The 14,584-nt window shown below is 64.4% G+C and carries 10 protein-coding genes; 6 read left to right on the top strand and 4 right to left on the bottom strand.

Annotated features, from left to right (window positions below):
- Positions 1 to 335 precede the first annotated feature (335 nt).
- On the bottom strand, positions 336 to 1,103 hold the full coding sequence (locus FHR70_RS04920; RefSeq protein ID WP_183447653.1) for an invasion associated locus B family protein: 768 nt from the start codon (positions 1,101 to 1,103) through the stop codon (positions 336 to 338).
- 294 nt (positions 1,104 to 1,397) lie between these two features.
- Here FHR70_RS04920 and FHR70_RS04925 point away from each other — a divergent pair, with 294 nt between their 5' ends.
- Positions 1,398 to 1,640, top strand: a complete 243-nt coding sequence (locus tag FHR70_RS04925; RefSeq protein WP_183447655.1) for a hypothetical protein — start codon at positions 1,398 to 1,400, stop codon at positions 1,638 to 1,640.
- A 206-nt stretch (positions 1,641 to 1,846) separates the two neighbouring features.
- Entirely contained in the window at positions 1,847 to 4,006 is a 2,160-nt protein-coding gene (locus FHR70_RS04930) for a PAS domain-containing sensor histidine kinase (protein WP_183447657.1), read from the top strand.
- A gap of 249 nt (positions 4,007 to 4,255) precedes the next feature.
- Here FHR70_RS04930 and FHR70_RS24275 read toward each other — a convergent pair whose 3' ends face one another.
- A complete protein-coding gene (locus FHR70_RS24275) occupies positions 4,256 to 6,337 on the bottom strand; it encodes a M10 family metallopeptidase C-terminal domain-containing protein (RefSeq protein ID WP_183447659.1) in 2,082 nt (693 codons plus the stop codon).
- A gap of 308 nt (positions 6,338 to 6,645) precedes the next feature.
- Here FHR70_RS24275 and dnaG point away from each other — a divergent pair, with 308 nt between their 5' ends.
- Both dnaG and rpoD read left to right on the top strand, forming a co-directional pair.
- Positions 6,646 to 8,538 carry a DNA primase gene (gene dnaG / locus FHR70_RS04940; protein ID WP_183447661.1) on the top strand — a complete coding sequence of 631 codons (1,893 nt, stop codon included), beginning with the start codon at positions 6,646 to 6,648 and terminating at the stop codon, positions 8,536 to 8,538.
- Between the two features lie 195 nt (positions 8,539 to 8,733).
- On the top strand, positions 8,734 to 10,731 hold the full coding sequence (rpoD, locus tag FHR70_RS04945) for an RNA polymerase sigma factor RpoD (RefSeq protein WP_183447663.1): 1,998 nt from the start codon (positions 8,734 to 8,736) through the stop codon (positions 10,729 to 10,731).
- 39 nt (positions 10,732 to 10,770) lie between these two features.
- On the opposite strand, the gene FHR70_RS04950 is transcribed toward rpoD, so the two are convergent.
- Positions 10,771 to 12,030 carry an MgtC/SapB family protein gene (locus tag FHR70_RS04950; RefSeq protein ID WP_183447665.1) on the bottom strand — a complete coding sequence of 420 codons (1,260 nt, stop codon included), beginning with the start codon at positions 12,028 to 12,030 and terminating at the stop codon, positions 10,771 to 10,773.
- 150 nt (positions 12,031 to 12,180) lie between these two features.
- Here FHR70_RS04950 and FHR70_RS04955 point away from each other — a divergent pair, with 150 nt between their 5' ends.
- Together FHR70_RS04955 and FHR70_RS04960 are read left to right on the top strand one after the other, a co-directional pair.
- Positions 12,181 to 12,579, top strand: coding sequence for a CidA/LrgA family protein (locus tag FHR70_RS04955; protein ID WP_183447667.1), 399 nt, complete (start codon positions 12,181 to 12,183; stop codon positions 12,577 to 12,579).
- Entirely contained in the window at positions 12,572 to 13,294 is a 723-nt protein-coding gene (locus tag FHR70_RS04960) for an LrgB family protein (protein ID WP_183447669.1), read from the top strand. The genes FHR70_RS04955 and FHR70_RS04960 overlap by 8 nt, the downstream gene beginning before the upstream one ends.
- Here FHR70_RS04960 and FHR70_RS04965 read toward each other — a convergent pair whose 3' ends face one another.
- A complete protein-coding gene (locus tag FHR70_RS04965; RefSeq protein WP_246407796.1) occupies positions 13,295 to 14,347 on the bottom strand; it encodes a serine hydrolase domain-containing protein in 1,053 nt (350 codons plus the stop codon).
- Positions 14,348 to 14,584: the final 237 nt, after the last annotated feature.

The raw sequence follows: 14,584 nt of genomic DNA on the forward strand, positions 1-14,584 counted from the left end.
GTGCGAGACCTGCGGCGGGACCGCGCCTCGTCCCGCATCTGCGACGCCTCGCGAGCGCGCCCCTCTGTGGACGAGGATGAACCATGATATAGCCCAGCTTAGGACCAAAGTCAAGAACAAAGTGAGAACAAGACGTAGCCTCACACCCGTAGCCCACATCCTGAGGAGGTCGCCTAGGCGACCGTCTCGAAGGAGGCTCCAGAGGGTGCTGGACGATCCTTCGAGACGCAGCTTCGCTGCTCCTCAGGATGAGGCTGGAGAGATGGACAGCAGAGACAGAAATCCCCGGGACGTGCCCGGGGATGATGTAGAGGAAATGAGCGGCGGCGAAGCCGTTACGGCTTGACCTCGGGGGCTCCGGCGCTGGCCTCGGGGGCCTGACCGGGGTTGCCGAAATTGCCCATCCGGCGGCTGCGCTGCTCTTCCGCCTGCTTCTGGAACTCCTCCTGAATCTTCTTCTGCTGCTCGGCCAGGACCTGCGGATCGACCGGCGGCCCATCGAAGGCCTTGCCGAAACCCTCCGTCGGCACGGTGAAGGTCACTTCCCTGCCGGCCTGGTTCCGGGTGCTGATGTTCAGGGTCGTGCCCTTCTTGAGGGCGCTGACGAGCTCATCCTTCACCACTGCTTCGGCGAAGCACCCATGCGGAACGCACATCGAGTAGCGTCCGGCCACAGGCTGGCTTTTCTCGGCCATGATCCGGATGCCCGGCGGCACGAGCATGCCGAGCGGCATAAGGATGCGGATGGTCTTCTGCACCGTCTTGGCCTTCACATCATAGAGGGCCACGGCAACGATGCGCTGCCCCTTCTCGGTCACGAAATCGCGTGTGGTGTAACAGATCTCGGCATTTGCACGCTCATCCTTGGCGCAGACCTTCGTCCATTCCGGCTGCGACGGCGATGCCTTGAGTGGGACCACCACGGGAGCGGCGGCAGGAGGCTGGGCTGTCGGAGCGGGCTGCGCCTTGGGGGCAGGCTGTTCTTTCGGAGCGGGCTGCTTCGGCTTCGGGGCCTGTCCTGAGGTCTGCGCGAAGCCCGGCAGGGGGCTGAGCGCCAGCAGGGCGGCGATCACAGCCCCAGGAAGGCGGAGTGTCATAGGCATTTCGGGAGTTTTCCTCTCGTTGAAACGGATCGTCATGGGCCGGCTCTCCCTGAAGCTGAGTGATGCTCGCCTGGAACCCACCTTGGGGATCGGCCGTCTATCGGGGAGGTTGATGTCAGAATTTGGATGGTGAGTCAGAGCATCGGACCCAAAAGTGGAACCCACTTTTGGGATAAATCCGATGCTTCGATCAAGAGCGCATCGTGTGGACCGGAAAACCGGAGCCACTTTTCGCTGGCGCGGCCCGCTGGCTCCGCACGATGCGCTGAGACCCATCTGCAGGAGAATGCGCGAATGAACAAGGGATTTGGTGTAACCGTCACGGTGCCGCAGCCGGATGGCCAGGAGCCCAAGACGGCCCCTCTGGTGGTCGTCGCCCGGGACGAGCGCGATGCCGAGTTGGTGGCCGCACTGGCAGCGGGGCCGCAGGCCTCCGCCGAAACCCTGCGCGAACTCACGGACGAAGAGGTTCTGGCCTATGATCTTGATCTCCAGGCGCATGGCAGCGCGAAGGTCCTGCCCATCCTAAACCTGTAGAGCTCCCGAAATCGGGGCGAAGCGCCGCAGCGACCCGCACCATCGTCTGATGTTCAAGATTCGGCTTTGCTGCTAGGCAGATTCGAGACCCTCCTGACCTTTCCCATGCCTTCGCAGCCCATCATCGCAGCGTGCCTGACCCTTCAACCGACCTGGTACCGTTACCGGAGCGAAGCGATGCCGGAATGGCCATTCAGGAGACGTTGATGCACGGTCAGCCGGACCCTTTCATGCATTCTCCGGGAGATGCTCCGACGGACCGTCTGCGTCTCTTTTTTCAGCAGGCTCCGGGGATAATCGCCATCGTCAGCGGGCCCGATCACGTTTTCGAGTTCGCCAACACGGCTTATCTCGATCTCGTCGGCCGGCGCGAGGTTGTCGGCCAGCGGGTGCGCGATGTGCTCCCGGAGCTGGACGAGCAGGGCACCGTGGCGCTCCTCGATAACGTGTACGCGACCGGGGAACCGTGCATCGGACGACGCATGCCCGTCGCTTTCCGGCGGCACGCGAACGCTTCGGCGGAAACCCGGTACATGGATTTCGTGTACCAGCCGGTCTTGGACGAACAGGGGCGGGTAACCGGCATCTTCGCCCAAGGCTTCGATGTCACCCGGCAGGTCGAGACCGAAACAGCCTTCAGCGAGAGCGAGGCGCGGTACCGGCTCTTTTCGGAAGAGACGCGGGAAGGCGTGGTCATCCACAATGGCGAAGTCATTCTCGACTGCAACCCGGCCTATGCCCGCATCTTCGGCTACGCCGATGTCGCCGAGGTGATCGGGTTGCCCAGTGCGGCCTGCGTGACGCCCAGAAGCGCAGCCCTCCTTCAGGAGAAAAGAGCCCTTAACAGCGAAGAGCCCTACGAAATCGAGGCCATCCGCAAGGACGGCTCCGTCTTCCCGGCCGAGTTCGTGGGACGCGTGGCCACATGGAAGGGCGAGAAGGTCCGCATCGGGCTGGCCCGCGACTTGACGGAGCGCAAACGGCGCGAGGCGGCGCTGCGCGTGAGCGAGGCGCACTTCGCCGCGATCTTCGACCAATCCGCCGCCGGGTTCGCGGAATCCGACCTGACGGGACGCTTTCTTCGGGTGAACGACCGCTTCTGCGACATTACCGGCTATTCCCGCGAGGAACTCGTGAATATGCGGCGCATGCAGGACATCACCCATCCCGATGACCTGCCCGGAAACCTCGTCCTCTTCCAGAAGGCCGTCGAGGCCGGCGAGCCGTTCGAAATCGAAAAGCGCTACATTCGACCGGACGGTTCGGAGATCTGGGTCAGCAATACCGTGACCCTGATCCATGACGAAGCAGGGCGGCCGCAATCGATCGCATCCGTCAGCCTCGACCTCACGGCCCGTCGCGAGGCCGAGGCCGCCCTGCGCCAGAGCGAGTCCCGCCTGCGGCTGGCGCTCGATGCCGGCCGGATGGCCGTGTGGGAGAGCGACACGCGCACCAACTCCGTGACGATCTCTCCCGAACTCAACCGTCTTCTTGGCTTTTCCGACGATGAGACGCCCAGCATCGAGGAGATCAGAGCCCGTTACGCGCCCGGGTCTCAGGACCGGCTCCGGGCCGCCGCGGTCGCGGCGATCGGACGGGGTGAGCGCTATGCCGAGGAAGAGCTTGAGGTGATCTGGTTGGACGGCTCCCGTCACTGGCTGCTTCTCAGGGCCGACCTGGAAGTCACCCCCGGAGAGGGAGGGGCCGTTTTCGTCAAAGCAACCGGTGTTGCCTTCGACATCACCGAACGCAAGCTGTGGGAGGAGCGTCAGCGCCTGCTGATCAACGAGTTGAACCACCGGGTGAAGAACACGCTTGCCACCGTGCAATCGCTGGCGGCGCAGAGTTTCCGCGAAACAGGAGCAGCCGGCGGGCCGAACTTCACGGCTTTCCAGGAACGCCTTTTCGCCCTGGCCCGCGCGCATGACGTTCTCACCCGCGACAACTGGGAGGGAGCCGAGCTTCGCGAGATCATCGGCGAGGTGATCGAACCCTATTGCCGCCGATCCAGCGGGCGCTGCGACATCGATGGACCTCGTGTCCGGCTGACGCCGAGCATGGCGCTCGCCCTGTCCATGGCCGTTCACGAGCTTGCGACCAATGCGGCGAAGTATGGGGCTTTGTCGGCGGCGGAAGGGCAGGTGTCGATCTCGTGGTCCGTCATGCCCGGCAACCCGAGACAGCTGATCCTGTGCTGGCAGGAGCGGGGAGGCCCTGCCGTTGCGTTTCCTCAGCGCAAGGGTTTCGGCACGCGGCTGATCGAGCGCAGCCTAGCGCAGGAACTCGCAGGCGAGGTGAGCCTGGCCTACGTTCCCACGGGCGTCGTCTGCACGATCAAGGCTCCGCTGCCGGAGAGCATGGCTTAAATCTTCAATGGCTCAGGAGCGCGGCTTGGGGATCGGCGTTGAATGCCGTGGCTTGGGAGCCTCCACGAGCCGAAACCGCACGGGTGCGGATGTCCAGCTGGAGGGCGGCCGCAGAGGGACCTCGCACGCGGTGAACAGGCTTTGTCCTTCGGCATTCGTGACCTCAAAGACGTAGCCGGGCCGCGCGAGCCGCGGGCATTCCTGCCACCGATCGAAATCAATCCACTCGCTCATTTCGACCCGTCCAGCCTAGAGATGGAAGTCGCCCTTGCTCATTGTAGAGAGCCCCGCCACTTTGACCTGGAAATCGGCAACCTGATCGCCGTTCACATCACCTGAGAGCGTGCCGCTTACGAACTGAAGCTGCCCGGCCTTCCCGCTGAAGGCGGATTTGCCGATGAAGGTGAAGGCCTGATTGCCATCGACCTTGCTGTTCGCATCGATGCCGCGCAGGTCGATGCGATCGCTGCCGCGTACGAAGTCTCTGATCGTGTCGATATGCGAGCCGCGGGAATGACTTACGGCCGTGAACACGAACCTATCTGCATTGCCGCCGCCGTACAGCACGTCCTTGCCGGGGCCGCCGACCAGGATATCCTTCCCTGCGCCGCCATAAAGGATATCGTTGCCGCTCTGGCCGTAAAGCCTGTCATCGCCTGCGCCGCCTTTGATCGTGTTGTGGCCGCTGTTGCCGATGAGCTTGTCGGTGTGGGCGCTGCCGATGAGGCCCTCAATGCTCGCGTAGGCATCGCCGGCAGCGTCGCCCCGGTTCGCCGATGGCGAGGTCAGGCTAGCGACCACTCCTGTCGAGGCACTGGCATAGCTTGCATGGTCGATCCCGCTGCCGCCGCTGAGATAGTCCCCGCCTGCCCCGCCGAGCAGGGTGTCGCCGCCGCCCCTGCCGTAGAGCTTATCGCTGCCCGCGCCGCCATAAAGCGTGTCCTTGCCGTCGGTGCCCGGCACCGTGAGATCAGCAGGCCTGGGCTCTGCCGGAGTGGGAGAAACGACCACCGGGGTGTTGACTGCGGGCTCCTGGGTGACGGGCTCGAAGCCTGTGAGGCCTGTTGTGCTGATCGTCTCGGAAGAGGAACCTGTTCCGAGCTCAGCAACGTCGTACAATCTGTCGGCGAACTGGAACAGCTCGATACTCGAGGCACTATCCAGGCCATCGGGCGCACCGGAGCGCAAGTCGGTGATCTGAACGGATCCATCGGCCTTCCAAAGAAGGGCGTATTGCGACCGCTTCCCGCTGTAGATCACCGTGTCGTTCCCGGCACTCCCATCCAGCGTGTCGTTGCCCTCGGCGCCGGTGAGCCTGTCGTTTCCGGCATTGCCCTTGAGCGTATTCGCAGCTTGGTTGCCGACAATCACATCCGCGCCCGTTCCGCCGATCGCATTCTCGATGAGCGAGCGCGTGTCGCCCTGATGGAGCAGGGCGTTGGCGATGTTGCCGGCAGCCAACCGCGAGCCGTCGTAGCGCAGTTTGGCGAGCTGGCCCGTGGCCGTGGTGGTCCAGCCTCCCGGCCGAAGGTCGACCTTCAGGTTCGTGCCGTAATTCGAGAAATTGTAGCTGTCGTTGCCGCCGCCGTCCCAGACCGTGAGCAGGATCCTGTTGCCCCCGGGGGCTCCCTGGCCGGCGCCGTCGATGAACATCTCGCCGGTGGTGGCGCTCCAGGTATAGACCGTGCTGCCGCTGTTGGTGTTGTAGTTGGCGCCGTAGAGATGCTGCAGGGCCGCGATGTCGAGCATCATCAGCGATTGGGCATAGCCCCAGGTTTCGTTGCCGTAGCCACCTGTCGTCGAGGCGCCGATGTAAGAGCGATAGCTCATGACCGTGTACTCCATGGAGTCACGGTCGGCCGGCAGGCCGGACTCGTGCGGATGCTCCAGCCCGAGGGCATGCCCGATCTCGTGGATGAAGGTCAGGAAGGCGTAGTTGCCCTTCACGGGTTTGCTGTAGGCGCCGCTCGATTTGTTGAACCAGGAATCGCCGCCTTCAGCTGCGGTGCTGGGGTAGTAGGCCCAGGCCGTTCCGGGCACGTCCGACAGGCCGAACCTCAGGTTCGCATGGGTGGTTGCCGTCTCGGTGATTTCGGCGAAGGTGAGGTTCGCCACCGAGGCCATCGCCGACAGGGCCGTGCGGGCGGTCGCCTGCTGAAGGGCGTTCAGAGCCCCGAAGCTGGCGGTCTCCCCTTCACCATAAGATATGCCGTAGAGAGAGGCATTCGTCGGGAAGCTGTAGGTGAAGTCAGTGGCGGCCCATTTCAGGTTTCCAAGCAGTCCATCGATGTAAGCATCGCCAATCGAACCAATTGTCGTAACAGCGGGCATCGCCCCTAGCTCCAAAAATTATTTCGTAATGATATTCGCAATACTGAAATGCTGGCACTCGGCCGTTAATAATCTTGAAACAAGCTACGCGAGGTCTACAGAACCCGGCTCCCGCACGGCAGCCGAATCACGAGACTAAGCGGTCGGATGACCCTTGGGAAGACGCCTTCCAAGGCTCTGAAAGGGGATTGGCTTCGGGTCGAAAAGGCCACCCTGTGGATTATGGGCACAGAAAAGCTTGACCGTTCCGTTTTTCGCTCCCCGCCCGCCGCCCTAGGTTATGCAACATGTTTGGAGACTGACGCCTCTTGCGCTACCCGCCCCAAATTCTCGAAGAGATCCGCGCCCGGCTGCCGGTTTCCGCCGTCGTGGGCAAGCGCGTGCGTCTTAAAAAAGCGGGCCGGGAGTGGAAGGGGTTGTCGCCTTTCAATGCGGAGAAGACGCCGAGCTTCTACGTGAACGACCAGAAGCAGTTCTACCATTGCTTCTCCTCCGGCAAGCACGGGGACATCTTCACTTTCCTGATGGAGACCGAGGGGCTGTCGTTTCCCGAGGCCGTCGAGCGGCTGGCGGGCGAAGCGGGGGTGCCCCTGCCCAAGCTGTCCCAGGAGGACCGGCAGGAGGAGGTCAAGCGCAAGAGCCTCTACGACGTCATGGAGCTGGCGGCGTCGTTCTTCGAGACCTCATTGCAGGACAGGGTCGGGGCCAAGGCACGCGACTATCTGGCTGGCCGCACCTTGAGCCGGGACACGCAGGCGCGGTTCCGCATCGGCTATGCGCCGCCCGAGCGGTTTGCCCTGCGGGACCACCTCGCCGGCAAGGGCGTGCCCATCGACATGATGGTGGAGGCCGGACTCCTGATCGCCGGCGAGGATGTGAAGGTTCCTTATGATCGCTTCCGCGACCGGGTGATGTTCCCGATCTGCGACCTGCGCGGCCGGGTGATCGCCTTCGGGGGGCGGGCCATGAGCGCCGACGTGCCGGCCAAGTACCTGAACTCCCCCGACACGCCGCTCTTCAACAAGGGGCGGCTCCTCTACAACTACCATCTCGCCCGCCAGCCGGCCCATGACCGGGGCACCGTGATCGCGGTGGAAGGCTATGTGGACGTGATCTCGCTCAGCGTCGCAGGGTTCCCCCATGCGGTGGCGCCGCTCGGCACGGCGCTCACGGAGGACCAGCTCACGCTGCTCTGGCGCCTCGCCGAGGAGCCGATCCTCTGCTTCGACGGCGACAAGGCCGGCCAGCGGGCGGCCTACCGGGCTCTCGATGTGGCGCTGCCGAACCTGATGCCGGGCAAATCCCTGCGCTTTGCCATGCTGCCCGAGGGGCAGGATCCGGACGACCTCGCTCGCGGCGGAGGGCCTGTGGCCGTGGAGCGGGTGCTCTCCGCAGCCCGACCCCTGGTGGACGTGCTCTGGACCCGGGAGTTCGAGGCCGGCCCCCTCGATACGCCTGAGCGGCGGGCGGCCCTGGAACGGCGCCTGCGCGAATCACTTGGCCTGATTCGCGACGAGACCCTGAAGAAATACTACCGGGAGGACTTGGAAAGCCGCCTCGCGGCCTTGAGCCCCGACACCCGGCCGAACCGCTTCAACCGCCAGGGCGGGGGTCCGCGTCGAGACTTTCAGAAGCCGCAGCCGACGACGCCGAGCTCGCGCCTGAGCGTTTCTCCGATGCTCGCCCGGAGTGCGCTCTTTGCCGGCGGAACGGCCGAGTCGCCCCGGGAGGCGATGATCCTCTGCACCTTCCTGGTTCACCCGGAACTCCTTCAAAATCATGCGGAAACCCTTGCAGATCTTGAACTTGAGCGCCGCTCCACCCAAATGGTACGAAGTCTCCTGCTCGATGGAGCGGCGAGCGGCGAACCTGCCGACCTGACGGTCATGAGGGCCCGCCTCGAGCGGGCCGGCCTGACGGCCGAGGCCGACAGGCTGACGGCTCTGGTCCGTCCTGGCGATCGGTGGATGCTGGATCCTCACGCGGATCCCTTGCGTCTTGAGGACGCATTGAGGCAAGCCATCACCTTGCATCGCCGCGCCCGCACGTTACATAGCGAACTTCGAGCAGCCGAGCGCGCACTCGCCGAAGAGGACAATGAGGCCAATCTCGCCTGGCTGCGGGAGGTCCAGAACCAGCTGTCTTCCGTCGAGGGTGCCGAGGCCGACATGGATGATGCAGGGATCCCCGGGGGTCACTGATGGTCTGGATTTCAAAAGTGCGGCAGGTCGGGCGGCTGCCACAGTTTGAGCAGGAGATGGTTAACGGTTAGTCAGCGACTCACTGTTTATAATCGGGAATGAATTTCGGGTGGCGGAGCCTTCAAGGCTGGCCGCCCTTTCGCGCAGCGCAGGTCCTGTAGGGGGGACAGGCGGGGCGCTGGAGTTGAGCAAAGCATGGCAACGAAGACAACCGGCGGCGACGAAGGCGATACCACGACCACCGAGCAGCAGACCGATGGGCCTCTGCTCGACCTGAGCGATGCCGCCGTCAAGCGGATGATCAAGCTCGCGAAGAAGCGCGGGTATGTGACTTATGACGAGCTGAACGAGGTCCTGCCTCCCGAGGAATTCAACTCGGAGCAGATCGAGGACGTGCTCGGCCAGCTCTCCGAGATGGGCATCAACGTCGTCGAGTCTGAAGAAGCGGACGAGGGCGAGAAGCCCGAGGCCGAGGAAGAGGAAGCCGAGGGCGGCGATCTCGTCGAGGCATCCCAGACCCGGGCCGTTGCCGTCCGCGAGACCACGGCCAAGGAGCCGACCGACCGCACGGACGATCCGGTGCGCATGTACCTGCGCGAGATGGGCTCGGTGGAGCTTCTGTCGCGCGAGGGTGAAATCGCGATCGCCAAGCGCATCGAGGCCGGCCGCGAGGCCATGATCGCAGGCCTCTGCGAGAGCCCGCTGACCTTCCAGGCCATCATCATCTGGCGCGACGAGCTCGTCGAAGGCCGGGTGCTCCTGCGCGACATCATCGACCTCGAGGCCACCTATGCGGGCCCCGACGGCAAGGGCGCGCCCAAGGTGGATGGCCTGAGCGAGGGCGAGGCGGAGGAAGAAACGCCTGAGACCGAGGAGGGGATGACCCCGCCCGAGGGCGATCTCGACGACGACGACATGGAGAACAACGTGTCGCTCTCGGCCATGGAGGCCGAGCTGAAGCCGCGCGTTCTCGAGACCTTCGACTCCATCGCCGACAACTACAAGAAGCTGCGCCGCCTGCAGGTCGAGCATGTGGAACAGCGCATGCAGAACAAGCAGCTGACGCCTGCCCAGGAGCGCAAGTACAAGGAGCTCAAGTCGGATATCGTCGCGTCGGTGAAGTCGCTGTCGCTGAACAACAACCGTATCGAGGCCCTGGTCGAGCAGCTCTACGACATCAACAAGCGCCTCATCTCCCATGAGGGCCGCCTGATGCGTCTGGCCGAGAGCCACGGCGTCGCCCGCGAGGAGTTCCTCAAGCATTACCAGGGCTGGGAGCTCGACCCGAAATGGGTGCTGCGCGTCTCCAAGCTCGGCGGCAAGGGCTGGAAGGACTTCGTCGCCAAGGCGAAGGACGGCATCCACGACCTGCGCGAGAACATCCACAATCTGGCGAGCGAGACCGGCCTGGAGATCCAGGAATTCCGCCGCATCGTCATGATGGTGCAGAAGGGCGAGCGCGAGGCCCGTCAGGCCAAGAAGGAAATGATCGAGGCGAACCTGCGCCTCGTGATCTCCATCGCCAAGAAGTACACGAACCGCGGCCTGCAGTTCCTGGACCTGATCCAGGAAGGCAATATCGGCCTCATGAAGGCGGTCGACAAGTTCGAGTACCGGCGCGGCTACAAGTTCTCGACCTACGCCACCTGGTGGATCCGGCAGGCGATCACGCGTTCCATCGCGGATCAGGCCCGCACGATCCGCATTCCGGTGCACATGATCGAGACGATCAACAAGATCGTCCGCACCTCGCGCCAGATGCTGCACGAGATCGGCCGCGAGCCGACCCCGGAGGAACTGGCCGAGAAGCTCGCCATGCCGCTGGAGAAGGTGCGCAAGGTCCTCAAGATCGCCAAGGAGCCGATCTCCCTCGAGACGCCGATCGGCGACGAGGAGGATTCGCACCTCGGCGACTTCATTGAGGACAAGAACGCGATCCTGCCCATCGACGCGGCGATCCAGTCGAACCTGCGCGAGACCACGACGCGCGTGCTCGCGTCGCTCACGCCGCGCGAGGAGCGCGTGCTGCGCATGCGCTTCGGCATCGGCATGAACACCGACCACACCCTCGAGGAGGTCGGCCAGCAGTTCTCGGTGACCCGCGAGCGTATCCGCCAGATCGAGGCGAAGGCGCTGCGCAAGCTGAAGCATCCGTCGCGGAGCCGGAAGCTCAGAAGCTTCCTGGACAACTAAACGAATTGAAAAGGCGGGCTTCGGCCCGCCTTTCTCGTCTTAGCCGAACAGCACCAAGGCCGCGCCGCCTGTCGCGATGGCCGCTGCACTCGCCCCCGAGACGATCCAACCCGCCTTTGCTGTCCCCAGGCTGAAGGTCATGGTGGCCTTCACGGCCGTATTGACCGCTACCGCAAGGCCGATGCCCAGCGCCGCCGTTGCGATGGCGAGCCCGTCCTTCGACAGGCGCGCGAAGGACAGGGTAATGGCGTCCACGTCCGCCAGCCCGGAGAGGGCGGCGAGCATGATCAGGCCGGCACCGCCCACAGAGGCGGTGATCACCTTCGCCAGGAGGCTGATGATGGCGATGAGCCCGGCGAGCTTCAGGGCCGTTCCGAGGTCGAAGGGGCTCTTCATGGTCAGGTTGGGATGCTCCTCGCTTGCCTTGCCGAACCTGAGCAGGAGCAGGCCCGCCACACCTGCCAGCACGAGCCCTGCCGCACCCAGAGGCCATGCGAGCGGGAGCAGGAGATCCCTGTTGAGGGCGCTCGCCACCACAACCACGCGGGCCAGCATCACGACCCCGGACAGAAGGATGCCGCCGGCGAGCACGGGGCTCGCAGTCGGATGCTCGCGCGCCATGCGGGCCAGGGTCACGGTGGTGGCCGTCGAGGAGGCCAGTCCTCCGGCGAGCGCCGCCATGGCGACCCCGGCCTGACTGCCCATGGCCCTGATCGCGACATAGCCTGCGAATGAAATCGCCGCGATGATGATGGCGAGCAGCCAGATCTCCGCTGGGTTGACCGCATCCCAGGGGTCGATGGTCCGATTCGGCAGCAGCGGCAGTGCCAGGAACGTCATGGCGAGCAGGATGAGCGCCGAGCGGATCTCCAGCCAGGTCAGGCGACGCAGCCATTCGTGCAGTGGCCGCTTCAACGCCAGGATGAGGGTAACGACGACACCGGCTGCGATCGCGATCTGAAGGTCGCCGAGAACCGCATAGGCGCCCAGCGCGAAGGTGATAAGCCCCGCGACGACCCCTGTGACGCTGAAGTCCCGCTCCGCCTTGGCCTCGAGCCACGAGAACGCGCTGAAGGCGATGGAGAAGCCCAGGAACGACAGGGCCAGAAACATCGCATGGGTGGCGTTCGACAGAACCGCCGAGAGGGCGCCAAGCAGGGCGACCAGCGTATAGGTTCGCAAGCCGGCAGTGCGCTCGCCTTCAGCCTCGTCACGTCGTTGCCAGCCGCGCTCGAGGCCGATGAGGAGCCCGATGGCCAGGGCGACGGCGAGACGGAGCAGGAGAGAGACGTCGTTCATCGGCTTTCGACATAAGGGCGGTCAGGGTTGGTCCTAGCACGGCCAAGCTCGCGGTCACAACGACACTCGGCCGAATGCCTAAAGGCTACGCTTTGCAGCGGCCCTGTACCGTTCTACCTGTGACTGGCGTCTGAGCGCACGAGGTTCTTCATGATTGTCAGCCTGACCCTGATCCTTCTCTGTCAGCTCCTGGGCGAGGTGGTCGCCCGCGGGTTTGGCTGGCCGCTGCCGGGGCCGGTGCTCGGCATGCTGTTCCTCCTCGTGGTCCTGAGCCTGCGCGGACGCTTTCGGAAGAGTGTGCCGGAGTTCGGCCGGTCGCTCGACTCCACGGGCAAAGGTTTGCTCGCCCATCTCTCGCTGCTGTTCATTCCGGCGAGCGTCGGCGTGGTGCAGCGGCTCGATGTGGTGGCGGAGTATGGCGTGGGTCTTGGGATCGCACTCGTGGTCTCGACCTTCGTGACGCTCGTCGTGACGGTCGTCACCTTCGTGGTGGTGTCGCGCCTCAGCGGTTCCTCCATGGAGGCCGAGGAGGGCCAGACCCATGACTGACCAAGCCTTCTCCCTCTGGGTCTATCTTTCGCAGACGCCGCTGCTCTGGCTTGTCGTGACGCTTGGCGCCTATGTGATCGCGGACCGCATTTCGCTCGCTTTCAAGCGACACCCCTTGTGCAATCCTGTGCTGATGTCTGTCGTGGCCGTCGCGCTCGTGCTGTGGGGCACGGGCACGTCCTACCCGGTCTATTTCGATGGAGCGAAGTTCGTACACTTCCTGCTCGGTCCCGCGACCGTTGCGCTCGCCATTCCGCTCTACGAGAACCGCCGCATCGTGCTGCGCTCCATCGTGCCGATGGTGGCGGCGCTGGTGGTGGGCTCGGTGACGGCCATCGTGTCGGCCGTCTCTGTCGCGCAGCTCTTCGGCATTCCCGATCCCATCCTCATCGCGCTCGCGCCGAAATCCGTCACTGCTCCGGTGGGCATGGGCATCACGGAAACCCTGGGCGGCGATCCGGCGCTCACCGCCATTCTCATCATGCTCACCGGCGTTGCCGGCTCGATCATGGTGACGCCCCTGATGAATGCGTTGCGCATGAAGGACTGGCGGGCGCGCGGCTTCGCGGTGGGCTTGGCCTCGCACGGCATCGGCACCGCGCGCGCCTTTCAGGTCAATTCGCTCGCCGGCACCTTCGCGGGCATCGCCATGGGGTTGAACGCGCTGGTGACCGCGCTGCTTCTGCCGTTCGTGCTGAGGCTGCTGCTGGATTGATCAGGGGCTTGGTGCCTGCTCGCCCGATCCGATGCTGCCGGTCGTGTCTTCCTGTTTCGGCAGAAGAGCCGGGACGATGCCGTCCGCGACGAGCGCGTGGAGCTGGCCGATATAATTGTCCTCGCGTGAGGGCTCCGTCGGGTCGGACGTCATGGTGACCGTCAATCCGAGGCTCGGGATCACGTAGAGCATCTGCCCGCCGAAACCCCAGGCGTAATGGGCCGTGTGCCCGCGCATGTCGCGCATGAACCAGCCGTAGCCGTAACGATCACCGGTGAAGGGCGAGGAGGTGCGCGGCGTCCAGGATTCCCTGATCCAGCTCTCCGGCACCACGCGCTTGCCGTCGATGGTGCCGCCCTGGCGATACATCTCGCCGAAGCGGTGAAGCGCGCGGGGCGAGAGCGCCATCTCGTTGCCGCCGAGATAGATGCCCTGCGGATCGCGGGTCCAGGGCGCGACGTCGATCTCCAGCGGCTCACCGAGCCAGTCGCGGGCCAGCTCCAGGGTGCTTTGCTTGGAGGCGCGCGTGAGCGCCGCGGAGAGAAGATGCGTGCTGCCGGTCGAATAGAGCATGCGTCCGCCGGGCTCGTCCACGAACGGCCGCGAGAGCGCGTCGCGCACCCAGTTGCCGCTGCTGATCCAGGCCCCGTAGTTGCGCCCCGAGGTGCGCTCCAGTCCGGCCTGCATGGAAAGCAGATGCCCGATGGTGATCTGCCTCACGCGCGGATCGGTGTCCGACGGGATGCTCTGGTCGAGGATCGCCGCCACCGGCTGGTCCACGCCTCGCAGGATTCCGCGCTCGATGGCGATGCCGACCAGCGCCGACATGATGGTCTTGGAGGCTGACTTGATGTTCGTCGGACGATCCAGCCTCGCGCCGCCGAGCGCCTGCTTGGTCAGAATGGTTCCGTTGTGAGAGACGATGAGCGAACGGAGATTGGGCAGGCTTTTGGCGCGTTCGACGGTCTCCTCGATCAGCCGGGTGTCAGGGGTAACCGGCGCAGGGGAGGCGGGCTGGGCTACAGCACCGACGCTGCCTACGACCAGAAGCAAGAGCGACAATCCAGTCTTTCGGAAGCCGAGATGAAGACAACAGGGCATGGTCAATTTGGATATCCCGTTACCGTCGGACAAAACCCAAGATGGGACCCCGTTCCTCATGCTCAACGCCGCCACACACCATTGTGAGGCGCAGCTATCCATGCGCTCGGTCAGCCTCAGCCCTGCGCCTGCGACATTTGCTCTCCGCTCGACTGCCTATTATTTGCACACATTATCGTAAATATAAGG

It is taken from the genome of Microvirga lupini (assembly GCF_014191055.1).
Classification (GTDB): domain Bacteria; phylum Pseudomonadota; class Alphaproteobacteria; order Rhizobiales; family Beijerinckiaceae; genus Microvirga; species Microvirga lupini_A.